The sequence below is a fragment of the uncultured Planktomarina sp. genome, assembly GCA_943788425.1.
In the GTDB taxonomy this organism is placed as follows: Bacteria; Pseudomonadota; Alphaproteobacteria; order Rhodobacterales; family Rhodobacteraceae; genus Planktomarina.
This window is the reverse complement of record CALSQF010000004.1, coordinates 88,420-111,734: the sequence shown is the minus strand read 5'-3', so window position 1 is coordinate 111,734 and position 23,315 is coordinate 88,420. Positions and strand designations below refer to the sequence as shown.

General features: G+C 55.6%; 25 protein-coding genes. 5 read left to right on the top strand and 20 right to left on the bottom strand.

What is annotated here, in order from left to right; genetic code table 11:
• Nucleotides 1-33: 33 nt before the first annotated feature.
• The 8 genes from pheS to pyk all read right to left on the bottom strand — a co-directional run bounded on the left by pheS (nucleotide 34) and on the right by pyk (nucleotide 5,572).
• Complete coding sequence (gene pheS, locus ABLW18_RS03715; RefSeq protein ID WP_347823521.1) at nucleotides 34-1,107, bottom strand: phenylalanine--tRNA ligase subunit alpha; 1,074 nt, start codon at nucleotides 1,105-1,107, stop codon at nucleotides 34-36.
• Between the two features lie 112 nt (nucleotides 1,108-1,219).
• The gene (locus tag ABLW18_RS03710) at nucleotides 1,220-2,095 is read right to left on the bottom strand and encodes a lysophospholipid acyltransferase family protein (RefSeq protein WP_347823520.1); all 876 of its coding nucleotides are present in this window, start codon (nucleotides 2,093-2,095) and stop codon (nucleotides 1,220-1,222) included.
• 175 nt (nucleotides 2,096-2,270) lie between these two features.
• On the bottom strand, nucleotides 2,271-2,663 hold the full coding sequence (locus ABLW18_RS03705; RefSeq protein WP_347823519.1) for a hypothetical protein: 393 nt from the start codon (nucleotides 2,661-2,663) through the stop codon (nucleotides 2,271-2,273).
• Between the two features lie 11 nt (nucleotides 2,664-2,674).
• The gene (locus ABLW18_RS03700) at nucleotides 2,675-2,998 is read right to left on the bottom strand and encodes a hypothetical protein (RefSeq protein WP_347823518.1); all 324 of its coding nucleotides are present in this window, start codon (nucleotides 2,996-2,998) and stop codon (nucleotides 2,675-2,677) included.
• Nucleotides 2,999-3,202: 204 nt separating this feature from the next.
• Nucleotides 3,203-3,565 carry a 50S ribosomal protein L20 gene (rplT, locus tag ABLW18_RS03695; RefSeq protein ID WP_044049052.1) on the bottom strand — a complete coding sequence of 121 codons (363 nt, stop codon included), beginning with the start codon at nucleotides 3,563-3,565 and terminating at the stop codon, nucleotides 3,203-3,205.
• A gap of 14 nt (nucleotides 3,566-3,579) precedes the next feature.
• Nucleotides 3,580-3,780, bottom strand: coding sequence for a 50S ribosomal protein L35 (rpmI, locus tag ABLW18_RS03690; protein ID WP_044049050.1), 201 nt, complete (start codon nucleotides 3,778-3,780; stop codon nucleotides 3,580-3,582).
• A gap of 113 nt (nucleotides 3,781-3,893) precedes the next feature.
• Nucleotides 3,894-4,112, bottom strand: a complete 219-nt coding sequence (locus tag ABLW18_RS03685) for a hypothetical protein (protein ID WP_347823517.1) — start codon at nucleotides 4,110-4,112, stop codon at nucleotides 3,894-3,896.
• Nucleotides 4,113-4,123: 11 nt separating this feature from the next.
• Nucleotides 4,124-5,572 carry a pyruvate kinase gene (gene pyk / locus ABLW18_RS03680; RefSeq protein ID WP_347823516.1) on the bottom strand — a complete coding sequence of 483 codons (1,449 nt, stop codon included), beginning with the start codon at nucleotides 5,570-5,572 and terminating at the stop codon, nucleotides 4,124-4,126.
• Between the two features lie 86 nt (nucleotides 5,573-5,658).
• Here pyk and ABLW18_RS03675 point away from each other — a divergent pair, with 86 nt between their 5' ends.
• Entirely contained in the window at nucleotides 5,659-6,414 is a 756-nt protein-coding gene (locus ABLW18_RS03675) for an N-formylglutamate amidohydrolase (protein ID WP_347823515.1), read from the top strand.
• 5 nt (nucleotides 6,415-6,419) lie between these two features.
• Nucleotides 6,420-6,713: a DUF1244 domain-containing protein gene (locus tag ABLW18_RS03670; protein WP_347823514.1), complete on the top strand. Its 294-nt coding sequence runs from the start codon at nucleotides 6,420-6,422 to the stop codon at nucleotides 6,711-6,713.
• Here ABLW18_RS03670 and ABLW18_RS03665 read toward each other — a convergent pair.
• The 5 genes from ABLW18_RS03665 to dgcN all read right to left on the bottom strand — a co-directional run bounded on the left by ABLW18_RS03665 (nucleotide 6,710) and on the right by dgcN (nucleotide 12,362).
• A complete protein-coding gene (locus ABLW18_RS03665; RefSeq protein WP_347823513.1) occupies nucleotides 6,710-7,153 on the bottom strand; it encodes a hypothetical protein in 444 nt (147 codons plus the stop codon). The genes ABLW18_RS03670 and ABLW18_RS03665 overlap by 4 nt on opposite strands.
• A gap of 24 nt (nucleotides 7,154-7,177) precedes the next feature.
• Entirely contained in the window at nucleotides 7,178-9,325 is a 2,148-nt protein-coding gene (locus ABLW18_RS03660; protein WP_347823512.1) for a BON domain-containing protein, read from the bottom strand.
• 91 nt (nucleotides 9,326-9,416) lie between these two features.
• A complete protein-coding gene (locus ABLW18_RS03655; RefSeq protein WP_347823511.1) occupies nucleotides 9,417-10,277 on the bottom strand; it encodes a D-amino-acid transaminase in 861 nt (286 codons plus the stop codon).
• A gap of 4 nt (nucleotides 10,278-10,281) precedes the next feature.
• Nucleotides 10,282-11,244 carry an N-acetyl-D-Glu racemase DgcA gene (dgcA, locus tag ABLW18_RS03650; protein WP_347823815.1) on the bottom strand — a complete coding sequence of 321 codons (963 nt, stop codon included), beginning with the start codon at nucleotides 11,242-11,244 and terminating at the stop codon, nucleotides 10,282-10,284.
• A 116-nt stretch (nucleotides 11,245-11,360) separates the two neighbouring features.
• Nucleotides 11,361-12,362 (bottom strand): N-acetyltransferase DgcN, encoded by a 1,002-nt coding sequence (gene dgcN, locus ABLW18_RS03645; protein ID WP_347823510.1) that lies wholly within the window; start codon nucleotides 12,360-12,362, stop codon nucleotides 11,361-11,363.
• A 286-nt stretch (nucleotides 12,363-12,648) separates the two neighbouring features.
• Here dgcN and ABLW18_RS03640 point away from each other — a divergent pair, with 286 nt between their 5' ends.
• Nucleotides 12,649-13,608 carry an L-malyl-CoA/beta-methylmalyl-CoA lyase gene (locus tag ABLW18_RS03640; RefSeq protein WP_347823509.1) on the top strand — a complete coding sequence of 320 codons (960 nt, stop codon included), beginning with the start codon at nucleotides 12,649-12,651 and terminating at the stop codon, nucleotides 13,606-13,608.
• A 101-nt stretch (nucleotides 13,609-13,709) separates the two neighbouring features.
• Complete coding sequence (locus ABLW18_RS03635) at nucleotides 13,710-14,672, top strand: acetyl-CoA carboxylase carboxyltransferase subunit alpha (RefSeq protein ID WP_347823508.1); 963 nt, start codon at nucleotides 13,710-13,712, stop codon at nucleotides 14,670-14,672.
• A 35-nt stretch (nucleotides 14,673-14,707) separates the two neighbouring features.
• Here ABLW18_RS03635 and ABLW18_RS03630 read toward each other — a convergent pair whose 3' ends face one another.
• The 3 genes from ABLW18_RS03630 to ABLW18_RS03620 all read right to left on the bottom strand — a co-directional run bounded on the left by ABLW18_RS03630 (nucleotide 14,708) and on the right by ABLW18_RS03620 (nucleotide 16,727).
• Nucleotides 14,708-15,310, bottom strand: coding sequence for an MSMEG_1061 family FMN-dependent PPOX-type flavoprotein (locus tag ABLW18_RS03630; RefSeq protein WP_347823507.1), 603 nt, complete (start codon nucleotides 15,308-15,310; stop codon nucleotides 14,708-14,710).
• Between the two features lie 203 nt (nucleotides 15,311-15,513).
• Complete coding sequence (locus ABLW18_RS03625; protein WP_347823506.1) at nucleotides 15,514-15,738, bottom strand: hypothetical protein; 225 nt, start codon at nucleotides 15,736-15,738, stop codon at nucleotides 15,514-15,516.
• 260 nt (nucleotides 15,739-15,998) lie between these two features.
• Complete coding sequence (locus ABLW18_RS03620) at nucleotides 15,999-16,727, bottom strand: lysophospholipid acyltransferase family protein (RefSeq protein ID WP_347823505.1); 729 nt, start codon at nucleotides 16,725-16,727, stop codon at nucleotides 15,999-16,001.
• A 217-nt stretch (nucleotides 16,728-16,944) separates the two neighbouring features.
• Here ABLW18_RS03620 and ABLW18_RS03615 point away from each other — a divergent pair, with 217 nt between their 5' ends.
• Nucleotides 16,945-17,607, top strand: coding sequence for a zinc-ribbon domain-containing protein (locus ABLW18_RS03615; protein ID WP_347823504.1), 663 nt, complete (start codon nucleotides 16,945-16,947; stop codon nucleotides 17,605-17,607).
• Between the two features lie 30 nt (nucleotides 17,608-17,637).
• Here ABLW18_RS03615 and ABLW18_RS03610 read toward each other — a convergent pair whose 3' ends face one another.
• The 4 genes from ABLW18_RS03610 to argH form a co-directional block, all read right to left on the bottom strand.
• On the bottom strand, nucleotides 17,638-20,106 hold the full coding sequence (locus ABLW18_RS03610; protein ID WP_347823503.1) for a DUF4175 family protein: 2,469 nt from the start codon (nucleotides 20,104-20,106) through the stop codon (nucleotides 17,638-17,640).
• A 24-nt stretch (nucleotides 20,107-20,130) separates the two neighbouring features.
• Nucleotides 20,131-21,396 (bottom strand): diaminopimelate decarboxylase, encoded by a 1,266-nt coding sequence (gene lysA, locus ABLW18_RS03605; RefSeq protein WP_347823502.1) that lies wholly within the window; start codon nucleotides 21,394-21,396, stop codon nucleotides 20,131-20,133.
• Nucleotides 21,397-21,463: 67 nt separating this feature from the next.
• Nucleotides 21,464-21,799 (bottom strand): DUF2834 domain-containing protein, encoded by a 336-nt coding sequence (locus ABLW18_RS03600; protein ID WP_347823501.1) that lies wholly within the window; start codon nucleotides 21,797-21,799, stop codon nucleotides 21,464-21,466.
• Nucleotides 21,800-21,923: 124 nt separating this feature from the next.
• Nucleotides 21,924-23,312 carry an argininosuccinate lyase gene (argH, locus tag ABLW18_RS03595; protein ID WP_347823500.1) on the bottom strand — a complete coding sequence of 463 codons (1,389 nt, stop codon included), beginning with the start codon at nucleotides 23,310-23,312 and terminating at the stop codon, nucleotides 21,924-21,926.
• Between the last annotated feature and the right edge of the window lie 3 nt (nucleotides 23,313-23,315).

Below are 23,315 nucleotides of genomic sequence, written 5' to 3'. Positions count from 1 at the left end.
GTGGTCACACCCATGACACCCCTTGTAGTGGTATCATCGGCTCAGCCCGCTGACCAACCCCGGCTTATCCAGCGCCGCAAATCCATAATGGCGCAGCCAGCGTAAGTCGCTATCAAAAAAGGCCCGCAAATCTGGAATGCCGTATTTCAGCATAGCAATCCGATCAATCCCCATGCCGAACGCAAAGCCCTGGTATTTTGCGGCATCAATTCCACCCGCGGCCAATACTTTGGGATGGACCATGCCAGAGCCCAAAATCTCGAGCCAATCATCCCCCTCGCCCACTTTCAGCTGCCCATCTGTCCAAGAGCAGCGAATATCCACCTCCGCAGAAGGTTCCGTAAAGGGGAAGTGCGAGGCGCGGAACCGCAGCTCGACATCATCCACTTCGAAGAAGGCTTTCACGAATTCTTCTAGGCACCACTTCAAATTGGCCATGGAAATATTGGTGTCCAGCGCCAAACCTTCCACCTGGTGAAACATCGGCGTATGGGTCTGATCATAGTCGGCCCGATACACCCGACCGGGGCAGATAACCCGCATTGGCGCACCTGTTTTTTCCATGGAGCGGATTTGCACCGGGCTGGTATGTGTGCGCAGAACATGCGGCGGGCGATCATCGCCCCCAGCGCGATGGGTATAGAATGTATCCATCTCGGCGCGCGCGGGATGGTGACCGGGCATGTTGAGCGCGTCAAAATTATACCAATCGGTTTCGATCTGCGGCCCTTCAGCCACTGAAAATCCCATATCTGCAAAAATCGCGGTGACTTCCTCCCAAACTTGGGAAATGGGGTGGATGGTGCCAGCCAGCCTCTGCCGCCCCGGCAATGTGACATCCAACCATTCGGACTTTAAACGCTCCTCCAAAGCCGCATCTGCCATGGCGGATTTGCGCGCATTGAGGGCCAAATTCACCTCATCTTTCAACGCATTGAGTGCCGGACCAGCGATCTGCCGTTCCTCGGGCAACATTTTGCCCAATGATCGCATATGCAGGCTGATCTCGCCCTTCTTCCCAACAGCTTTAACGCGCAGCTCTTCCAGAGCAGCTTCATCCGCCGCCGCTGAAATGAGAGTTAGATATTTTTCGCGCAGATCATCCATTAGAGTCTCCAAATTATTCTGCGCCCCGTGCTAGCGAGATTATGCGGCGCGAGCAAGGGCGCTTGCGTAAAACTGCTCGCCTCACTGGAGGTTCGAGCCTTTGCCAGCGTAGCTAAGCGTCCTTCCACCGGCCAAGCAACCAATACCATTGATCCGGGTTGGCCAAAATGCGTGCTGATAGGTTGTCATTGAAGGCCTTGGTCATCGTGATGCTATCAGTGGCGGGAATAGGGGCATCAAAGTCCACAGCGAATTTCGTGCCGTCTTCCGTGCGGGTGCCGAAAGCGGGCACCAGCGGCAGATCATATTTTATAGCCAATTGCGCCGCTACCAAAGCCGTGAGCGCCGGCTGCCCCAAAAATGGCAACCGCACCCCGTCGGGGTATTTTTCATCCAGCAAAATTGCTATGAAACCGCCAGATTGCAGATGGCGCACCAGCGCGCGGGTGCCGATTTTCCCGGTGGCCAAAATAGGTTTGCCGCCAGCTGCAATGCCCGAATAAAGGCGTCGCTCATAGTGGCGATTGGTTTGCGGTTTATAAACGGCGCCCGTTTCCAAACCCAGTGATTTGAGTGTTGAACGCACGGCCTCCCATTGGCCGAAATGGCCCGAGACGATGATCGCACCCTTTCCCTCAGCATGAGCCTTTTGCAAGGCGGCAAGCCCGGGGCCGGACACCGTGTTGCGGTGGTGCAGGTTTTGGAATTCACTGCAATGCAAAATTTCATACAGCGTGCGCCCCATATTGCGGCCCATGTTGCGACATAGATCCAGCCGCTCACGGCGCGGCATATTCGGATAGATGCGCCGCAATTCAGATTCAACGCGCCGACGTGCCAAGGGAAAGAAACGGACCAGGAGGCCAACCAATCCGCCAAACGCCTGAGCTCTGCGGTCAAAAGCGCGACCACGCGAGATGGTTAAGGCTGACAGCAGCGGGATGTAGCGGACATGTTGCCACAGAATTTTGAGCAAACGTGAAATCATCGTAATCGTATGATGGAATTCGGGCGACCCGCCAAGCGCAAAAATACCGAAAAGGCGGGCGCCAAGATCATCACCCGAGGGCGCCCCTACCTCCTGAGGACAGGTTCGGCGGTAGGAGGCAGTATGTTAAGCGTTGAATGCATTGTTATTATGATCGCTCAACGCGACTTTTGAGTCATTCTCTTCGAACGGATTTTTTGGCAGTGGCCGGTTGATCATAGATGATTTTGAAACTTTTCAGCGCTACATCCGTTGGCACGTTTAACAGGATCAAACGTTGGTTGAGCACCGCGGCCCCCGCTCGCGAGCCCCGCTTGTAGGTCAGAATCAACTCGGCGCCCACGGCGTCCAAGCCCTTGATCGTCAATTCGCCTTCCCAAGCGGCGTTCCCAAGAATATCGCTGATGTAGACCATAGAGCGTGCCGCGATGTGCAAATCTAGGCGCTCGTGCAGATCGCGCATCTGCTCTGCGGTCAAACGCTGTCCTTCTGGCAGAAAATCAGATGTTATGGTCCATTCCACAAAGCCGAATCCAGTGGGCTGCGGATCTGCGCTGCAGTTGAGCACAAAGGCAGAAGCTAAAATTGACGCGAAAAACTTAAATTGATTGCCTCCAAATCTGACCTATCCCACGAGCCAAAACTTGCCCCAAAATTTAACTTTCCCGCGTATATATCAGGCTGCGCCAGCAATCTGATGCGAGTTCTCATTCGTCTGACAATACCCATCACATTGGTAACGCCAGGGGCAAGAGACACAGTCACCGGCGCCTGTCGCGCCTTAAACCCCGGCGCGGTTTGTACCCTGACGACAGGTTCAAGGCCTTGAGCCGCTGCGCCGAGAGGAACAATCGCCGTAGAGGCAATGAGGGCGAAAATATTGGTGGATACAAAACGAACCATCAAAAATCCAACGCTTAAATAATATTTCAGTCACCGTCTGACCGGCGACAAAATAAGTCTCTGAAATGTAAAAGAGGTCAAACAGCCTAAATTAAATTGTCAAAAATTTTAAGCAAATGAGACAACGTCTGATGACGACGGGGTAAAACGAAAACAGCCCCGGAGTCACTCCGAGGCTGCATCCAAATTCTTCTGAAGGCTGGTTTAAGCCAGCGCAGCCTGCGCTTTGGTCACGATTGCGCCAAAAGCGTCAGGTTCGTGTACGGCCAGATCAGCCAAAACTTTGCGATCCACTTCGATACCTGCCAAGGACAGACCGTTGATGAAACGGCTGTAAGACAAAGTCTCATCATGGCTCCGGCATGCTGCATTAATACGCTGGATCCACAGGCTACGAAAATTACGCTTGCGGGCCTTCCGGTCGCGCGTGGCGTATTGGTTGGCCTTATCGACTGCCTGGGTCGCTGTTTTGAAAAGATTCTTCCGGCGACCGGAATAGCCTTTGGCAGCTTTAATGATTTTCTTGTGACGGGCGTGGGTTACTGTCCCACCTTTAACACGTGACATCTCTGTGAACCTCCTTAACGGTCGTAGGGCATGTAGCTCTTGACGATCTTCGCGTCAGGAGCAGACAGAGTGGTCGTGCCGCGGGCGTCACGAATGAATTTACGAGTACGTTTGATCATACCGTGTCGTTTGCCAGCTTGTGCCGCCATGACCTTACCGGTCGCTGACACCTTGAAGCGCTTTTTTGCGCTCGACTTGGTCTTCATTTTGGGCATTTCGATCTCCTATTTTAGAACGTGAGCGCGCGACTCGGCATGCCACTTTTGGCCGGTCTCGCGTTAGAGCTTGGCTTTTAGGCGCGAATGCCTGCAAGAGCAAGCGGTAAATGCTATTTCACCAAAGCCACCAAAGCGATCAAAAAGGCCTGCGGAATATCAGAAATTGTCAGCCCATCGGGCGCCATGATCCATGACCAAGCCACCATCCCAATCCCCAGGATAAATAGACCTTGCCCCAAACGTGCCGAGCGGTCCTCAATCGACGCATTGAGCGCACTAATGACACCAAATATGGATAAAATAATGCCACCGGCGATCATTAAAGCCAAATTTGAATCCATTAGCTGTCCGGTTCAGATCGGAAGATCAACCGCTCCTCACAAGGCGCAACGCGCAGAATATTCGTTGTGCCAGCTTGGTTAAACGGAACCCCAGCTGTCACGGTAATTTGATCGCTCTCTTCGGCAAAACCTTGGCTGACTGCGGCCCGTACGGCCGCCACAACCGCCGTCTTAAAGCGATCTACCGGCCCAGTGATCACGCAATTCGTGCCCCAGGTCAGGCTCAAACGCCGCGCTGTACTGATATTTGCCGTTAAAGCGATGATCGGCACCCGTGGACGTTCCCGCGCGGTCAAACTGGCAGTTGTGCCTGACGAGGTAAAGCATGCAATCGCTTTAACATCCGTAGTTTCAGCAATTTCCCGCGCAGCCGCCACAATGCTATCGGCCACAGATTTGCCCTGCACACTCCGGCTGGCCTCTAAAATCGCCGTATAGGTTGGGTCACGCTCGACCTCGGTGGCCACATTGTTCATCGTGGTGACCGCTTCAATGGGAAATAGACCGGCAGCCGATTCCGCCGAAAGCATGATCGCGTCTGTGCCTTCATAGATCGAATTGGCAACATCGCTGACCTCAGCGCGGGTCGGCATGGGGCTTTCGATCATACTTTCCAGCATCTGCGTGGCTACAATCACGGGCTTTGCAGCCGCCCGGCATTTGCGCACCAATTGTTTTTGAATAGGCGGAACCGCCTGCACCGGAAGCTCGACCCCCAGATCGCCGCGCGCTACCATGATCCCGTCGCTAACGCGCAAAATCTCATCAAAGGCCGTCACAGCCGCAGGTTTTTCAATCTTTGACAAAACAGCAGCCCGACCATTGGCCAAAGCACGCGCCTCATAGACATCTTCAGGGCGCTGCACAAAGGACAGCGCCAACCAATCGACGCCCAAATTGCAGGCAAACTCCAGATCTGCCCTATCCTTGGCAGAAAGGGCTTTGAGCGGCAAAACCACATCCGGCACGTTCACGCCCTTGCGGTTTGAAATCATGCCGCCAGCTTCGACCACACATTCCGCAAAATCAGGGCCACAGCTTTGCACCTTCAGGCGAATCTTGCCATCATTGACCAAGAGCCGTGCACCCGGCTCCAACGCCTGAAAAATCTCAGGATGCGGGAGGGTCACGCGATTGATATCACCCGGAAGATCTTGCAAGTCTAAACGAAAAGCTGCGCCGGTGAGCAAGTCTTCTTCGCCCTTTTCAAAGGTTCCAACCCGCAGCTTTGGTCCTTGCAGATCAGCCAAGATCGCGATTGGACTGTTCAGATCTTTCTCAACCTGCCGAATGATCGCATGGCGTGCGGCAATTTCCGAATGATCCCCATGGGACATATTCAGACGAAACACATCTGCACCCGCCTCGTGTAAAGCCCGGATCATGTCATAATCGTTTGACGCCGGACCCAGTGTGGCGACGATTTTTACGTTTCTATCACGTTTCATGCAAAGAACTCTTTTATGTTACCGCTATCATGTTGAGCTCCTAATGCCCCAATTCACATCCCTGTGCAACTCAGCTAAGAGGGGACATGAGCGACGAGTACCCATTTTCCATTACAGGACCCGAACATAAAGGGCCATGGCTTATTACATGTGATCACGCGACCAATCGCGTGCCACCGGAGATAAACAACGGCAGCCTGGGATTGCCGGCCGAAGATATGAACCGCCATATTGCTTACGACGTCGGGGCCAAAGGGCTTAGCCTTGCGCTGGGAAGGCACCTAAAAGCGCCCATCTTATGCAGCAATTTCTCCCGCTTGGTGATTGATCCCAACCGTGGAGAAGATGATCCTACATTGCTCATGAAGCTCTATGACGGCAGCCTAATTCCTGCAAATGGCAACGCCGATGCGGTTGAAATTACGCGCCGGCTCGAGGCCTATCACCGCCCCTATCATGCGGCCTATGCCAAGCTCGCTGCATCCGACCCTGCCATTGTTGCCATTCACTCCTTCACTCCGCAGCTTCTCGGCCGGCCAAAACGGCCTTGGGACATCGGCATCCTCTTTGCCGCCGACCGCCGCCTGGCCGATCCGGTTATCGCACGATTGCAAGCGCGTGGAGATCTGACCGTTGGCATCAATGAACCCTATGATGGGCATTTGCCCGGCGACAGCATCGATCGCCACGCCCTGCGTCAGGGACGGCTCAATATCTTGATTGAAGTCAGAAATGATTTAATAGAAACTTCCAAGGACCAAGAAGTTTGGGCCGCGCTTTTGGCGCCCCTACTACAATCGGCCCTGGCAGAGGTACAATCGCACCCCCCATCACAAGGATGACCCCTATGGACGCGCAATTAAAACTAGAACTTGAAGCCGCCGCCTTCCGCCGCCTGCAGCAACATCTCATCCAAGACCGCCCGGATGTGCAGAACATTGATATGATGAATCTTACAGGATTTTGCCGCAATTGCCTGTCACGTTGGTATCAGGAAGCGGCACAAGAGGCTAGTGTTGAAATGAGTAAAGCAGAGGCGCGCGAAACTTTCTACGGTATGCCGTTTGAGCGCTGGAAAGACGCGCACCAAACCGAAGCCAGCCCAGAAGCCCAGGCAAAATTTGCCAAGAGCCACGACTAGGACTGGGACTGGCGTTTCTCAACCATCAAAGCTTTTGCCTCAGACACCCAATCGTCTCGGCTGGCCCGGCCTTCAAATCCACGCAGCTGTGCATCAATATGGGCAATATCTTCAGCAGTCCAAGCGGCAATTTGCGCGTAGGAATAAATGCCGAGCCGATGACATTGCGCCTCGATTTTTGGACCAATACCTCTAATCCGCCGCAGATCATCGGGTGTATTGTCTAAATTAAAGCCCGGCGGTAAGGCAGGCGGGCCCGGCTCCGCTTCGGGCTCCAAAGGCGGGAGGGTTTTACCTGCGACGGCAGCATCCTCTGGATCAAACGCCCTGCCCTTTTTGCCAAATCCCCAGATGATCCAGCCACAAAACAACCCCAACAGACCCGCCAACACAAGCAGGACCCAAATTTCGGTCACAAGAAACATCCAACCTTCAAACATGCGCGCGCGTCCCCTGTGATCGTTTCATGGCTGCTCGTCCCAAATGAATTCAATGCGGTCCGCAGCCTGCGCAAAGGACAGCTGTTGCGTATCATGCGGCCTGCGATCTCCGAATCCCTTGGGATGAATGCGCTCTTTGGTCAGGCCGAGCGCGGTTAATGCCGCGACCAAAGCCGCGGCCCGTGAACGGCTGAGTTGGTCATTCTCCGCCTCGTTTTGCATCGAAAAACTATGATCGACCGCGTCGACACGCAGCGCAGAGTTTCGCAAACAATGACCAATCAATCCGGCCAAATGCGCCAATGCGGGCGCCGCGCTGACATCAAAGCGCGCAAGACCCTCCCCGAACCTGAGGTATTCCTGCTCCAAAATAGTCGATGTGGCAGCGCTGCACCGCGCGGCTGTCGGCTCAAAACTATAGACCGGCACCCAGGCCCCAGGCACTCGGCGCTCTAAGAGCCCGCTTCGGGCATGAATGCGCTCTGCGCCGATATCCGCGCTGAGCCCAGCCTCCGAGATTTCAGTGGCAATTACAAAACGCGACGACAAAGCTGCAGCCAAGTCCTTAGCTGCCACACCCGGCGCAGCCACACCCTTTAGGGCCAGCTGCCCTGCAGAATACTGGAACTCAAACTGCTCAAAGTGCCGCAGCCAATCCGCCAAAACCCTTAAGACCTGCCGCGTAAAATCCGCCCGGCCGATCAAACCCACCTGAGCCGTATCCTCAATATAGGGCAGCTGCAAAATCTGAGTAATCTTCGCGGCATCCAAACCCTTGGGCAATTTCCCGGACAGGCGTGCCCCGCTTTGGGCCTCATAGGCAAGTGTGAAATCCGGCGGCGTGCCATCATCCACCAGATCAAACCGGCGCGTGAGCAAAAATTCCGCTGGCTTTTGCGCCAAATGCGCCTCGATTTTTGCCTGTATTTCAGGCGTGGTTACGGTGCCCGACAGGTGAAGCGATCCCGGCGCCACCATCAAACGGCCATGTTGCATCTCACGCAGACCAGCCAGACCCGCAACCAAGGCGCCTGTCCAATCACGCGCGCCGTCCGTGATCTCCGCCTGCACCAAATTTTCGGAGCGCTGTGCCTCAAAGCGGGTGGCTGAAGCAGAGAGCTTCACCCCATAGGGGATCTTACCGCGAAACTGAACTTCGGCGCCATCAAATTCCACCAAGAGGTAGAACGGCTGGCCGTCATCGTAAATCTCCAGGCGGCGCACCAGCTCAGTTTTCGCAGGTCTTTTCCGCAAAGCGCGTTCAGCGCGCAATAGCCCCGCACGGTTGACCAGGCCCGTGATCTCAATTCTTTCCTTTGACACCTCAAGCTGGCCTGATTGCACCTGTGCCATGGCCCTCAAAGCGGCCCGCAGAGCTTGGGTAAACTGACCGTCAGCGTCGTCAATTCTCGCCTGTTCAACGTGCAACGCCCGCGCTGGCCTGCCCATGTCTTCCGGTACAATTTGCGGCAATACGCCCGTCGGAAATTTTCCCATGGCCGTGAGCTGCCCCTTTGAGAGCTGCACCGACAGCGCAAAGGGCTGTCCGTCGTCAAGAACCTCAATCTCCACTTGGCTGTCATATCCCGCCAGCAAAGCCGCACGCGCCGCTTGCGCATCATCGGGCAATCGCGCCGTTGCGGTCAAATGCAGCTGGCTGTCTTCAAGCCGTAATCTGGCATATTGCAAATGCGAAAGGCTTTTGATGGCGCTTTCCATGGCCTCCCGCCACCGCGCTTGTGATATGCCAGAGGCCAATTGCAAATCGGCGGCGCCTGCCCCAACCTGCGCCGCGACCGCTGCAAGCGCCGCTTGGCTGGGGGCATAGCCTGATACTCGCAGCCCCTGCGCATCGCGGATGATTTGTGTCACATAGGGGCGGGCCTCCGCCAACAGCGACATGCGATCTGCCACAGTGATATCCGGCCCATGGGGGTGCAAATGGCGCAACACCCGGGCACGTTCTGCTTCAGAATTGACCCATCCTGAAACTGTAACCACGCGACCATTCACCGAAATTTGCAACGGGTGGTCCAGCTCAAGCCCGTCTAGCGTGACCCGTTGAGCAATGCGCGCCTCAATGCGGTTCAGCCAACTGGAGTAGGCCAACCATCCCAAAGCGCTCAATCCCACGCAAAACGCGATTAATCCAATTTTCGTTCTGAAAGCCACAACAATACCCTTGCACGGCTAACAAACTGTATTTCATAGATTCGAGCAAGAGAAAGCGGGCGCACCACCATCGGGCATCTAGGATATTCGATTAAATTGCCACTTGGCGCGACTCATCAAGATAGATTTCCCGCAACCGTGTGGCCACAGGCCCCGGTGCACCGGTCCCAATCGCCGCGCCATCCAGCTCAACCACAGGCATCACAAAGGCCGAAGCCGATGTAAAAAAGGCCTCATCTGCATCCTGCGCTTCTGCCACTGTGAAGGCGCGCTCTTCCACTTCCATTTGCGCTTCACGGGCAAAGCGCAACACGGCGGCACGGGTGATGCCATGCAAAATGTCATTCGACAAATGCCGAGTGATGATCTTGCCACCTTTAACGATATAGGCGTTATTCGAGGTGCCTTCTGTGACAGCACCATCCTCAACCATCCAAGCATCATCACAGCCGGCGGCCTTGGCCATCATCTTGCCCATGGAAGGATATAGTAATTGCACGGTCTTGATGTCCCGGCGGGCCCAGCGCTGATCCTCAATAGAGATCACCTTAATGCCTGTCTTCGCCATCGGACTGTCCGCAAGACCTGGTTTATTTTGTGTGAACAACACGATGGTCGGCGGCGTGTCTTCACAGGGATAGGCAAAATCGCGATCAGCAGCCGCGCCGCGGGTGATCTGCAAATAGATCAGGCCCTCAACGATGCTGTTCGCTCGGACCAACTCCCGGTGCACCTCAAGCAAATCTTCGGTCGCAATCGGATTGCGCATGCCCAGCTCGCCCAGTGAACGCGCCAAACGCCGCGCATGGCCATCAAAATCAATAAGCTTCCCATCCAAAACCGACGTCACCTCATAGACGCCATCGGCGAAAAGAAAGCCTCGATCGAAAATTGAAACCGTCGCTTCATTTTCCGGCAAATACTTGCCGTTTACATATACGGTGCGTGTCATTGGTCTATCCCCACAAGGCTGCGACGGGCGGATGCACACCGTCTGCGTCAAATTTCAAAGCGTGATCTCGGTCTTCGGCCAAAAGCAGCGGCCCGTCAAGATCGGTGAACTGCGCGGCCTGCGCCAAAAGCACTGCTGGAGCCATCGCCAGCGAACTGCCGACCATACACCCCACCATCAAACCAAAACCCGCCTCCAACGCCGCATCGCGAAGGGCAAGGGCTTCGGTCAAGCCGCCTGTCTTATCCAATTTGATATTGGCATAATCATACTTCCCGCGCATATGCGGCAAAGAGCTCCGATCATGACAGCTCTCATCGGCACAAATCGGCAATGGGCGCTCAAGGCCCAAAAGCGCGTCATCTTCTGATGCTGGCAAAGGCTGTTCGATCAATTCGACCCCAAGGCGCAGCAAATGTGGCGCGAGATCTGAGTACACCTCAGCGCTCCATCCTTCATTGGCGTCCACAATGATCCGTGCCTTGGGCGCGCCGCGCCGCACCGCTTCAAGCCGAGGCATATCATCAGGCGTTCCCAGCTTGATTTTCAGCAAAGGCCGATGCGCATTGAGCCTGGCTTGACGCTCCATTGCCTCCGGACTGTCCAAAGACAGGGTATAGGCGGTAATTTGCGGCTGAAGATCTTGCAAGCCAACGCGCTGTGCCACCGAAACACCGCTGGTCTTGGCCTCTAAATCCCAAAAAGCACAATCCACCGCGTTGCGCGCCGCACCCGCAGGCAGGGCCTCGCCCAGCTCCTCATGCGAAATATTGCCCAGCGCGTCGATCTGCGCAGTCACCGAAGCCAGGCTCTCCCCATAGCGCGCATAGGGCACACATTCGCCCCAGCCAATGACCCCATCCTTCTCAATCCGAACGGTCAAGACCTCTGCCTGACTGCGCGAGCCCCGCGAAATTGTAAAAACCTGCGCCAATTGAAACGTCTCTGGCTGAACCGTGATCCGCATACCCATCCTTATGTCCTTTGCCACGTAGGCTGTCGCGGCAGCCCGGGCCTGTCAAGCGGCGACGCCGCGCGACAGGCATAGAGTTGTGCGGCGCCGACAGGCGCCGCTCCTTTGGATCAAAGCGCCATCAACGCATCGACCAGGCGGCCGGACCCGATGCGAATGGGATCCACAGTTGGAAGCCCCATACGCTCTTCCACTTCCGCCAAGTAACTTTTGGCTTCGGCCTCAGACATATGCTGGGTATTGACCGATATCCCCAAAACTTGGCACGCGGGATTGGCCACCCGCGCCAGGGCCAAAGCCATATCGCGCAGCTCTTCCAAGCTGGGCTGCTGATAATCCGGCAAGCCGCGCATATGGCTGCGCGTGGGCTCATGGCCCAAAATCAGCGCGTCAGGCTGACCGCCATGAATGAGTGCCATGGTCACGCCTGAGTAGGACACGTGAAACAGGCTGCCCTGCCCTTCGATGTGATCCCAATGATCGGCGTCATTATCTGGTGTTAAATACTCCACGGAGCCCGCCATAAAATCGGCAATCACCGCATCCAAAGGCACACCGCCACCGGTGATCAAAATCCCCGTCTGTCCCGTTGCGCGGAAAGTGGATTTCAACCCCCGCTGACGCATCTCCGCATCCATTGCCATCGCCGTATACATCTTGCCCACAGAGCAATCCGTCCCCACGGTCAAGCACCGCTTGCCGCTTCGCTTTTTGCCATTGGCGATGGGATATTGCACAGAGGGCACGCGCACATCATGCAGCTGACCGCCATATTTCGCGGCTGTTGCCACCAAATCGGCTTCATCGCGCAGCAAATTATGCAGACCCGACGCAAGATCATAGCCCATCGCCAGAGCCTCTTTCAGAACGGTTTTCCATGCCTCAGAAATCACCCCGCCACGATTGGCCACGCCAATGACCAAAGTCTTGGCCCCCGCGTCCTTTGCCTCTTGCAACGACATATCAGCAATCCCAAGATCCGCGCCGCATCCCGACATGCGGAACTGCGCCACAGCATTCTCAGGGCGCCAATCTTTAATGCCGATGGCAACTTTGGCGGCGAGCTGATCTGGCGCATCGCCGAGAAACAATAGATAGGGGGTCTTGATCATGGCAATCTCCTAGTGCTGTTACGCGCAATCTACGTCACATATCGCGAAATTTCACCCATTGTTGGGCAGGATATTACTTTTTGATGGATTTATATTCGATAAATTGGTATATTATTAGAATTTTAATGCGGATTATAATTATTACTGGTTCTTCCTCACGATCCAGCCAGCATTCGTCGCAGAATCATCCCCGTGGTCCGGGTGACAGAATTGCGCTTGCGACTGCTTGCGCAAGATTATATTGCAAAGACAACCAATCTTGAAATTTCCTTACTCGAGGTCCAACATGTCATTTCGTTTGCAACCCACCCCTGTCGCGCGCCCCAACCGCTGCCAATTGTTCGGCCCCGGTTCGCGCGTCGCGCTGTTTGTAAAAATGGCAGCCAGTGCAGCAGATGTGATCAATCTTGATCTCGAAGACAGCGTGGCGCCCAGCGACAAAGACAGCGCACGCGAAAACATCATTCAAGCGACCCATGACGTTGATTGGGGCAGCAAGACCCTCTCGGTACGAATTAACGGTCTCGACACCCCCTATTGGTACCGCGACGTTGTGGATCTTCTGGAGCGCGCCTCAGACCGGCTTGATCAAATCATGATCCCAAAGGTTGGCTGTGCCGCTGATGTCTACGCCGTCGATGCCTTGGCCACTGCCGTTGAAACAGCCAAGGGACGCCGCAAGCCCATCACCTTTGAAGTCATTATCGAAAGCGCCGCAGGTCTGGCCCATGTCGAAGAGATTGCCGCCAGCTCACCGCGGCTTGTGGCCATGTCCTTGGGCGCGGCTGATTTTGCGGCCTCTATGGGCATGCAGACCACTGGCATCGGTGGCACGCAAGAGAATTACTATATGCAGCATGGCGAGAGCAAACATTGGTCAGATCCTTGGCACTGGGCCCAGGCGGCTATCGTCGCGGCCTGTCGCACCCATGGGGTGTTGCCGGTTGATGGACCCTTTGGCGATTTCAGCGATGATGCGGGTTTCCACGCCCAGGCCCGCCGTTCCGCCACCCTTGGCATGGTTGGCAAATGGGCGATCCATCCCAAGCAAATCGCACTGGCCAATGAGGTTTTCACCCCCTCTGAAGACGCTGTTGCCGAGGCCCGCGACATTCTCGCTGCCATGCAAAAGGCCAAAGAAAACGGCGAAGGCGCCACGGTCTATAAAGGCCGTTTGGTCGATATCGCTTCCATTAAACAAGCTGAAGTGATTGTTCGACAATATAAAATGATCAACAGCGCCTAAAGGGACGCGGTCGGGCAAAACTTGCCGATCTGACGCAGTTTTGTTGCACTTTGGTGCCACCGGGTTCATATAGGTTTTAAATCGTCATTTTGAGGCCAGACATGACCAACTATCTTGAATTTGAACGCCCCTTAGCAGAAATCGAAGGCAAGGCAGAAGAGCTGCGCGCGATGGGCCGTGATAATGAGGATATGGACATTGAAGCTGAGGCCAAAGCACTGGACAAAAAAGCGCGTGCCTTGCTCGATGAGCTTTATGCCAAGCTCACCCCTTGGCGTAAATGCCAGGTGGCACGCCATCCTGATCGGCCCCATTGTAAAGATTATATTCAAGAGCTGTTCCAAGAATACACCCCGCTGGCCGGGGATCGTAATTTTGCCGATGATCATTCCATCATGGGCGGGTTGGCCCGTTTGGGTGACCAACCTGTTGTGGTCATTGGTCATGAAAAAGGGCATGATACCAAATCGCGCATCGCCCGCAATTTTGGCATGGCGCGGCCAGAAGGCTATCGCAAAGCCATCCGCTTGATGGATCTGGCCAACCGGTTTGGCCTGCCCGTCATCTCCCTGGTCGATACCCCCGGCGCCTTTCCCGGCAAGGGCGCAGAAGAGCGCGGTCAATCCGAAGCTATTGCCCGATCAACAGAAAAATGCTTGCAGCTGACAGTGCCTCTGATCTCTGTGATTATTGGCGAAGGCGGATCAGGTGGGGCGGTCGCCTTTGCTACGGCCAACCGTTTGGTGATGCTTGAACATTCGATTTACTCGGTCATCAGCCCAGAGGGCTGCGCTTCAATCCTTTGGAAAGACGCGGAAAAAATGCGCGAAGCGGCTGAGGCGCTGCGTCTCACGGCGCAGGACCTCACGACATTAGGCATTTGCGATCAAATCATTGCAGAGCCAAAGGGCGGCGCGCATCGCGACCCGAAATCCACCATGCAAGCGGTTGGACAGACTTTGGCCAAATTGCTCGACGAGCTTGGCAAGAAAAAACCAGACAGTTTGATGAAAGATCGGCGGCAAAAATTCCTCGATATGGGCACCAAGGGTTTGGCAAACTAAGGGCCGACCCCAGCTCACCACATGGATTTTGTCACTCAGGCCTGCCAGTCTTTTTCATAGGTCGCACTGTCGATCCGTACCGATTGCTCGGCCTCTGCGGCAGTTTGAGACTGCAAGATATCGCCCACGCTCAGCAAATCAGGCGCAGCCTGCCCCTGCCAAAGCCCCGACCGTAAGATCGCCCGGGCGCATTGGCTGTAAACCTCCGATACGGATATCACGACCAGGCTGCGTGGTTGCTGGCCATTGCGCTCAAACCTTGCAAGATGCGCCGCCGATACCGAAAAATGCGCAGCGCCATTGACGCGTACCACATTCGAATTTCCGGGCACTATGAACATGAAAGACACCCGGCCATCTTCGACGAGATTACGCAGGGAATCCAAACGGTTATTGCCCCGCCAATCGGGCATAAGGAGGGTCTGCGGATCTTGGATATGCACGACTAGATCCTCATCCCCGCGCGGGCTGGCATCGGTGTCGTCAGGGCCCACTGTGCTCAATACACAAAACCGCGCGGCCCCAATCCAAGCGCCATATTCCGGCGTGATATGTCGCGCGACTTTGACCAAGCTGTTGCGCGAAGGCTGTTCATAAAGCGCCTCAAGCTGCGCCAAATTTGAAATCCGATCACTCATGGCGTCCCCAATTGCTTTGAAATTTCGAAGGCAGCATCTGTCATCCCCCGACCGGCGAACAAATTTCGACAGGACAGCCATTATTATCGCGCAGGTAACCTACAATTTGCCCCAGGCTTTGTTTGCGGTGCGGTTACAGCCACAGCGCCGGCACTCACTGCCTTGTCAAAAGCGCTTTCCGGGTCATTCGTGACCAAGGCAATCTAATAGCCCGCTGGTCTCTCATCAGCGCGATTGGGGCGCATAGACAAGCCATTTAACTTTGCCATTTCATCGGCCGCAAAAGCCAGGGTTGTGGCACCGGTCTTAAGCTCTCCATAAAGTTCACTTTCATGGAGGAAACCCGTTTGCAATCCAAACACCTTGTCATAGAAGGCCAGGGTTTCAGGAACACTTGCAACATATATAATGCTGTATCCAAGGTGCATTTTACGCTCCGTGTGATGTATTACGTGAGACCGTAGAAGCCAAGAAACGCGATTTCAAGGCAAAACTCACATCAACGAACTTCCGCAAAACCCGTCACGCAGAGCCAGCTTGCCCCGCCTTTCACACATCATCCGCGACGTTGATTTTCACACCATGAACTGCATCTGAGGCGGGCGCAGCGATGCTACGCCATGTCCAATTTGAACCTTCTATGTCTTGGAGTTCAGCCACAGGTTCATCGCCAGCCCGTGGCGTAGCCTTACTCGTAAAACCCCACTTCGGCCATCAATTCGCGTGAGCGCCCTTCCACAGCGGCTTCCATCAATTCCATGAAATCCGCCACAGGTCTGCCCTTAGGGATCGGCTCCATAAACTCGACGGTGGCGATGCCCGGCTTGCGGTAAATACTGCGTTTTGGCCAGAAAATCCCGGTATTTAAAGCCACCGGCACGCAATCTTGCTGCAATTCGCGATACAAAACACCCGAGCCCATCTTATAGACTTTCTTGTCGCCTGGCGCGACGCGCGTGCCTTGCGGGTAGATCACCAATTGCCCTGGCGCCACGCGACCGGAGGCAACATCGGCAAGCATTTTGCGGATGGCAGCCGCTCCCTTGCCACGATTCACCGGAATGCATCCCAAACGATAGGCGTATTGGCCAACAATGGGCGTAAACAGCAGTTGTCGCTTCATAATGAATTTCGACCGATCCAGGCAATTGAAAATCACAATGATATCGAAAAAGGATTGGTGTTTGGCGGCAATCAAAACTTCACCTTTTGGAACAGTGCCGCGCACCTGGACTTTGAGTCCGATCATCCAACGGGCTGACCATACCACCCACCAGCAATAGGCATTGGCCGCAAGCGAGGCGCCTTTTTGGCTGAAGATCATGGGAATCAGAAAGACGATGGCCACGATGACCATTGCCACATACATCTGAATGTTGAACAGCAAAGAGCGAATCCATTGCGCTGCATAGGCCATAACGGCTCCTTATCGGTTTCTTGTACTTGGTATAGGAGCAAACGCGTTGCAAAACCAGCGTCATTGGGCGTATTTACCGCCATGTGAAAACCCGTCTCATGACATCGGCAGGAATCTGCAGGTGACGCATAAGCGGTGGTATTTTAAGCACGTCAGCTGTAGCGTTATCGTATCGATATCGTCTACATCCTGGACACGAAATAGAATCGAGGCCTCGGTGCGTTTACTCTGCCCAAAATGCGATGCGGAATATGAAATCCCCGACGATGTAATTCCCGCAGAGGGACGGGACGTGCAATGCTCTGGTTGCCAAGAGACTTGGTTTGTTCCAGCCAACACGCCGCCATTCGAGCGTACCACGATTGATCCCAAGGTCAGCAGCATCCTACAACAAGAGGTGCAGCGTGAGATGGAGGCACGCAAGGCTGAAAAGCGCGTGGCCCACGAAACAGAGCCTGAGCAAGCCCCTGTGGCACGAGGGCTGGACAGACCGCCACCCCCAGCCACGCCGTCCTTAGAGCCGCGCCCACAACCAACCGCCGCGCCGACCTCCAAGAATTTGCCGCCGATTGATACGGTCAAAATTTCCTCACTCGTCAGCGCAACTGACGATGCACCAGCCCTGACAAAACCTGTGATGCCAAGCAAAGCACCAGAGGAAGTTGCACCGCTCGACAGCCGGCAACGCGGCACAGTCGCGGCGTTTTTGATTCTGGCCGTGTTGACCGCGATTTATATCTTTGCGCCGCAAATCACCGAAAATTTTCCCAGCCAAACAGATCGGATTAACGCCTATGTGTTTTGGGTCGATGATATGCGCCAGTGGCTTCAGCATGGCTTGCAGGCCATTTTGGACTATCGCATGAGTTTCAGCCTTTAAGAGCGGCACCGCCTTTTGGGCAGCCGCCAATTAAAAGCGATCCAGCAGCCGTTGGAGATAATTGCGCTCCTCTTTGGGACGTTCGAGCGACCCGGCCCGGCGACGAATTTCTTCCATCAATTCTTGTGAGCGCAGACGCAATTCTTCTTGCGGCACCATCTGCTCGCCAGCACCCAATTGGCCATTGCCCCCAACATCCCGACCCAGAGGATCACGCGTGGATGGGCTTTGCGATTGCCCCTCGGCGCGGCGGTCATTGGGGGTGGCCCCCTGTCCGGGCGCGGCCTGCTCATCCAGCGTTTCGCCCAAACGGCGCATGCCTTCACGCAGCGCGTCGATGGCGTCCGATTGATTGTCCAATGCCCCGGGCATATATCCCTCACGCAGATCTTCCGCGGCCTGATCCATCGCCTCAGCGGCCTCATCCAGCGCCCGGCGGGCCGCTTGCCCCGCTTCGGTGCCCGCGCCGGGCAAATTGCCCCTTTGCCGTTCAACTTCACGTTCCAATTTTTTTTGCTGCTCGGCTAAACTGTCTTGGGAGGATCGCCCCTCTTTGCCAGCGTCATTGCCTGCCTCGGCTCCACCGCCGCCGAGCTGATCGCCGGGGGTTTGGCCTTGCAAATTACGGAAGGTTTGGTCCGAGAGCTCCTGCTGCTGGCGCAGACTATCGGCGAGATCTTCCATCTGTTGCCCGCCGCCCTCTTGGCCCTCCTGCCCTTCTCCACCCGATTGCCCGGGTGTCATTTGAAGATTCTGCATCAAACGGTTAATCTCTTCCAACAGCTCTTGCGCCTCGGCCATGCGGCCCTCTTCCATTAGCTGCTGCAAACGGTCCATCATCTCTTGCAATTGATCCTCTGACACGGCCTCATCATCCGGCAGGCGCTCGGGTTGCTCTGAGGGCGGGTTGCGTTCAGCGAATTCTTTGAAATATTCCCGCTGTGCCTGATGCAATTCATCCATCAGCCGGGCAATTTCTTCTGGCGTGGCACCGTTTTTAATCGCTTCGGCCAGTTTATCTTGCGCGCGAGCGAGCTTTTGTGCTGCCTGCTCCAAATCGCCGTCCTCGACCTCAAGCGCCAATATCCAAAGCAGCTCGGCTGCGGGCTCAAGATCCGTACCCGCCTCCAGATCCCAGATAATTTTGGACAGGATTTCAGCATCCTGCGCGTCGCGGAACAGCGTTTCAGGTGCCTGTGATATCGCGCGCAACAGTTGCGACACGCGTCTGCGGTTATCGGGAGACCACAGCAAATCGCGGCGCTGCTCAACCAAAGCCTTGGCAAGGGGGTCAAAGAAATTGCGGGCTGGCAAAGCCAATTCCAACGCCGCCGATTGTCCCAATTGCCCGCGCATGTCTTCCACTTCGAGACGGAGCGAGACCGGCAAATGCGCCCAGACATGTTTGGACAGATCCTCGGTTAAGACCTCAGTGAACTCCGCGCGATCACCCGAAATGGTCAATGGCAGGGTCAATTCAATATCGGGCTGCGGCGCAGGTTCAGCCGCCAGCCCATAGCGGCGATCTACCTCGTCTATATTCAGATACACCCACGCCCGGCCCGCTGTGACCGCGACATCGTCCCGCGCGGTGAAGCTCAGGGAAAAACTGCCCTCCGCATAACGTTCAACCTCGCCTATGACCTCCACTTCTGGCGGCGCATCAGGCAACATGGACACCCGCCACTCGGCGCCATCAGGCCCAGAAATGGCCAATCGACCCGACCGGGTCACGAGAAATTTCTGACTGGGGTCTGCCGCATCAAACGTGTCAGCGGGTCGGCCGGACAGCGTTTCCTCAATCGCGTGCAAGCCCGCATCTCCGTAAAGGCGCACCAAAACTACCGTATCTTGCGGCACGCTTAACTCAACGCCCATCACATCATTGAGATATATCACCGGGCGGCGGGTATTGGCAGGCGGTTGCAACCAGACCTCCCATTGCGGGCCTGCCGCAATCAGCACTGAGGCGTCCCCCAGCCCTGTGCGCATCGCCTGCACAGAGCCGAAAAGCCCGCCAATGACAAACACCAAAAGCGCGATATATCGAAGGGCGAAAGGATCTCGCGGTGCCAAATCCAACTGCGGCCCAACAGCCGATGCCTTGGCGGCAGTAGCGCGCATTTGCGCCAAATGCGCCTGCCACAACGCCGCCGAGGCTGGATCGCCTTGACCGAGAGCCTGAATATCGCGCAGCGCGGCCAAGGGGCGGTCCGGTAGGTTCTGATCCAGACGCGCACGCGCCGCGCCGAGGGTCGGCGCTGCAAGTCGCCGGAAAAAATACCATAGCCCGTAAAGCCCGCTGAGAAGCCAAATCCCCCCCGCCAGCTTAAGCAATACAAGCGGCCAGAGATCTGGCGCGGCCAAAAGCAGCACCCCAATCCCCAAAACCAGTGTTGAGAGCAGCGGCCAGGCTGCGCGCATAATGCGTTCCGCCCAAAGGCCGACAAAGGTCAACCAAAGAGCAAAAATTACCCTACGCGAGAACAGTTTGGCCATCAAAGCCCCTCATGACATGGCCTCTTAATGCCACTGAGGGATTATATCGCGGTTAATGATATCTTCCAAGCTCGGTCTTGGGCGGATCACCGCAAATTGATCCCCCTTCACCATGACCTCAGGCACCAGAGGGCGGGTGTTGTATTCGCTGGCCATCACAGCCCCATAGGCCCCGGCGCTGCGAAAGGCGATAAGATCGCCAGCCTCCAGCGGCGCCAAAGCACGCCCTTTGGCGAAAGTATCCCCGCTTTCACAAACAGGTCCCACAACATCATAGGCTTGATATTCGGTCCCGGCAGCCGGCGCCTTGATCGGCACGATGTCATGATGTGCATCATACATGGCCGGACGAATAAGATCGTTCATTGCCCCATCCACGATCAAAAACTCACGATCTTCACCCTGTTTGACGTAGATGACTTCTGAGACAAACACCCCGGCATTGCCGGCAATAAAACGGCCCGGTTCGATCTCGATTTCACAGCCCAAATGGCCCACCTTCTCGGCGATCAAGGCGCAATAGTCCTCAGGGCTGGGCGGGTGATGGTTGTTGCTCTCATAGGGGATGCCAAGCCCGCCACCCAGGTCTAGGCGGCGGATGTCATGGCCATCGGCGCGCAGAAGTTCTGTGAGCTCGGCAACCTTTTCATATGCCACCCCATAGGGCGCCAAATCCGTCAATTGCGAGCCGATGTGCACATCAATCCCCACAACCTCCAACCCTGGTAAACGCGCCGCCATAGCATACACCTCGCGGGCGCGCGAAATCGGGATGCCAAATTTGTCTTCTTTTTTACCCGTCGAAATTTTCGCATGCGTTTTCGCATCCACATCGGGATTGACCCGAATTGTAATAGGCGCAGTTTTGCCCAGCATGGATGCCACCTGCGACAGCACACGCATTTCCGGCTCGCTTTCCACATTGAATTGCCGCACGCCGCCAGTCAAAACCTCGATCATTTCCGCGCGGGTCTTGCCCACACCGGAAAAGACAATGCGATCGCCAGGAATGCCCGCAGCACGGGCGCGGGCGTATTCACCACCTGACACCACATCCATCCCAGCGCCCGCCGCACCCAGAAGGGTTATGATAGCTTGGTTAGAGGCCGCCTTCATCGCGTAGCAAATCAAATGATCCATCCTGGCCAAAGCTTCATCAAACAGCTTAAAATGACGCAGCAATGTGGCGGATGAATAAAGGTAAAACGGCGTGCCGACCTGTGCTGCAATCTGTGAAACCGCAACATCTTCGGCATGTAAATGCCCATCCCGATATGAAAAGTGATCCATCGTTTCGCCTCACTGCATAAAGCTTGCGCATATCACGCTCAAAAAGACAGGCAACACCCCTGCCCCATTATTCTTGCCCCTCGCGGGACCGCGTTTCACCTTCGGGCGTGCTGCGCAGATAGAGGTAAAGCGGCAAGCCGCAACTCACCCCAATGCAAAACGTAGCTGCAATGGCGATCAAATGGAAAAATCTTCGATTCCGAATGACCTCTGCGATAATCCACAGGCTCAGGGCCGTGGCGGCAATGGTCAGATCCCAAACCAGCCCGCTACTGGCTGCATTTACATGCCAGGCCTGTACCATATCGCCCAAACTCCATCCCTCAGCTCGAAACCAAGTCAAGAAATAGTACATAGGGTGAATGGCACCCCAAATGGCCAATCCCAAAAATATATGTCGCATGGCGTTTGCTCCTGTTATGTCGCGGCCTGATCGGCTGAAGCAGGCTCTGCCCGTGTTGGCCGCTCTGGTGATCCATCGACACCGCAGGCACACAGACATGCGAAGATACAAAGGCGCAGATATTTCATGACAAGATCGCCTCCCAGCGCGCGATTTGACTGCGCACCTGTTCTGGGGCTGTGCCGCCGTAGGACATGCGCGAGGCCACTGAATTCTCAACGCCCAGCACATCAAAGACATCTGACGTGATCTGCGCGTGCACAGATTGCATCTGCGCCAATGTTAAATCCGGCAGGTCGCAGCCTTGACCTTCGGCCATAGCCACCAAACTGCCCGTCACATGATGGGCGTCGCGAAATGGCATGCCCAGCGCACGCACCAGCCAATCGGCCAAATCTGTGGCTGTGGAGAACCCGGAGGCAGCGGCAATTTTTAGACTATCTCGATTTGCAGTCATATCAGCAACCATGCCGCTCATCGCCGCCAGTGCCAGCATCAAATTATCTGCGGCATCAAAGACCTGCTCTTTGTCCTCTTGCATGTCCTTGGAATAGGTCAGCGGCAAGCCTTTCATCACCATCATCAAAGCCACATGGGCGCCAAAGATCCGGCCAATCTTCGCCCGGATTAATTCCGCAGCATCGGGGTTTTTCTTTTGCGGCATGATCGACGAGCCGGTTGAAAACCGATCCGAGAGGGTTACAAAGCGAAATTGCGCAGACGACCAAATCACCAGCTCTTCGGCAAATCGACTGAGGTGCATGGCGCAGATACTCGCGCAGCTGAGATACTCCAACGCGAAATCGCGGTCTGAAACCGCATCCAACGAGTTGGCCGCCGGCCGGTCAAACCCCAAAGCCGCCGCGGTCATGTCGCGGTCAATCGGAAAAGACGTGCCTGCAAGCGCCGCCGCGCCCAGCGGGCTTTCATTCATACGGCGCCGGGCATCTTCAAAGCGCGACTTGTCACGGGCCAGCATCTCTACATAGGCCATCATATGATGGCCCCAGGTCACTGGCTGCGCGGTTTGCAGATGCGTAAAGCCCGGCATCACCCAATCAGCCCCCGCGCGCGCTTGCTGCAAAAATGCCTTCATCAGCGCTTCGATACCTGCGATGGCCCCATCGGTTTGATAGCGGACCCAAAGGCGAAAGTCAGTCGCCACTTGGTCATTGCGGCTGCGGCCCGTGTGCAAACGCCCCGCAGGCTCACCAATGACCTCCTTCAAACGCTGCTCAACATTCATATGAATATCTTCCAAATCCACCCGAAATGGAAAATCCCCCGAGTCAATTTCTGACAAAACCGTGAGGAGCCCTTCCCGAATGGCCTCACTGTCGCTATTTGAAATTATACCGGCTGCCCCCAACATGGCGGCGTGGGCGCGGCTGCCTTGGATATCTTGGGCCGCCATCCGTTGGTCAAAACCGATCGAGGCGTTGATTGCCTCCATGATGGCATCTTGTCCGGCGGCGAAGCGTCCGCCCCACATTTGATTTTGGGATTTGGTCATGAG

Bases quoted from the DNA above. Each gene is read 5' to 3' on its own strand.
- ABLW18_RS03700 (WP_347823518.1), bottom strand. From the start codon at position 2,998: ATGGTTCGTTTTGTATCCACCAATATTTTCGCCCTCATTGCCTCTACG.
- lysA (WP_347823502.1), bottom strand. From the start codon at position 21,396: ATGGATCACTTTTCATATCGGGATGGGCATTTACATGCCGAAGATGTT.
- ABLW18_RS03635 (WP_347823508.1), top strand. From the start codon at position 13,710: ATGACCAACTATCTTGAATTTGAACGCCCCTTAGCAGAAATCGAAGGC.
- ABLW18_RS03640 (WP_347823509.1), top strand. From the start codon at position 12,649: ATGTCATTTCGTTTGCAACCCACCCCTGTCGCGCGCCCCAACCGCTGC.
- ABLW18_RS03620 (WP_347823505.1), bottom strand. From the start codon at position 16,727: ATGGCCTATGCAGCGCAATGGATTCGCTCTTTGCTGTTCAACATTCAG.
- dgcA (WP_347823815.1), bottom strand. From the start codon at position 11,244: ATGCGGATCACGGTTCAGCCAGAGACGTTTCAATTGGCGCAGGTTTTT.
- ABLW18_RS03655 (WP_347823511.1), bottom strand. From the start codon at position 10,277: ATGACACGCACCGTATATGTAAACGGCAAGTATTTGCCGGAAAATGAA.
- rpmI (WP_044049050.1), bottom strand. From the start codon at position 3,780: ATGCCCAAAATGAAGACCAAGTCGAGCGCAAAAAAGCGCTTCAAGGTG.
- ABLW18_RS03630 (WP_347823507.1), bottom strand. From the start codon at position 15,310: ATGAGTGATCGGATTTCAAATTTGGCGCAGCTTGAGGCGCTTTATGAA.
- argH (WP_347823500.1), bottom strand. From the start codon at position 23,312: ATGACCAAATCCCAAAATCAAATGTGGGGCGGACGCTTCGCCGCCGGA.
- ABLW18_RS03675 (WP_347823515.1), top strand. From the start codon at position 5,659: ATGAGCGACGAGTACCCATTTTCCATTACAGGACCCGAACATAAAGGG.
- ABLW18_RS03710 (WP_347823520.1), bottom strand. From the start codon at position 2,095: ATGATTTCACGTTTGCTCAAAATTCTGTGGCAACATGTCCGCTACATC.
- ABLW18_RS03670 (WP_347823514.1), top strand. From the start codon at position 6,420: ATGGACGCGCAATTAAAACTAGAACTTGAAGCCGCCGCCTTCCGCCGC.
- pheS (WP_347823521.1), bottom strand. From the start codon at position 1,107: ATGGATGATCTGCGCGAAAAATATCTAACTCTCATTTCAGCGGCGGCG.
- ABLW18_RS03600 (WP_347823501.1), bottom strand. From the start codon at position 21,799: ATGCGACATATATTTTTGGGATTGGCCATTTGGGGTGCCATTCACCCT.
- ABLW18_RS03625 (WP_347823506.1), bottom strand. From the start codon at position 15,738: ATGCACCTTGGATACAGCATTATATATGTTGCAAGTGTTCCTGAAACC.
- ABLW18_RS03665 (WP_347823513.1), bottom strand. From the start codon at position 7,153: ATGTTTGAAGGTTGGATGTTTCTTGTGACCGAAATTTGGGTCCTGCTT.
- dgcN (WP_347823510.1), bottom strand. From the start codon at position 12,362: ATGATCAAGACCCCCTATCTATTGTTTCTCGGCGATGCGCCAGATCAG.
- pyk (WP_347823516.1), bottom strand. From the start codon at position 5,572: ATGAAACGTGATAGAAACGTAAAAATCGTCGCCACACTGGGTCCGGCG.
- ABLW18_RS03610 (WP_347823503.1), bottom strand. From the start codon at position 20,106: ATGGCCAAACTGTTCTCGCGTAGGGTAATTTTTGCTCTTTGGTTGACC.
- rplT (WP_044049052.1), bottom strand. From the start codon at position 3,565: ATGTCACGTGTTAAAGGTGGGACAGTAACCCACGCCCGTCACAAGAAA.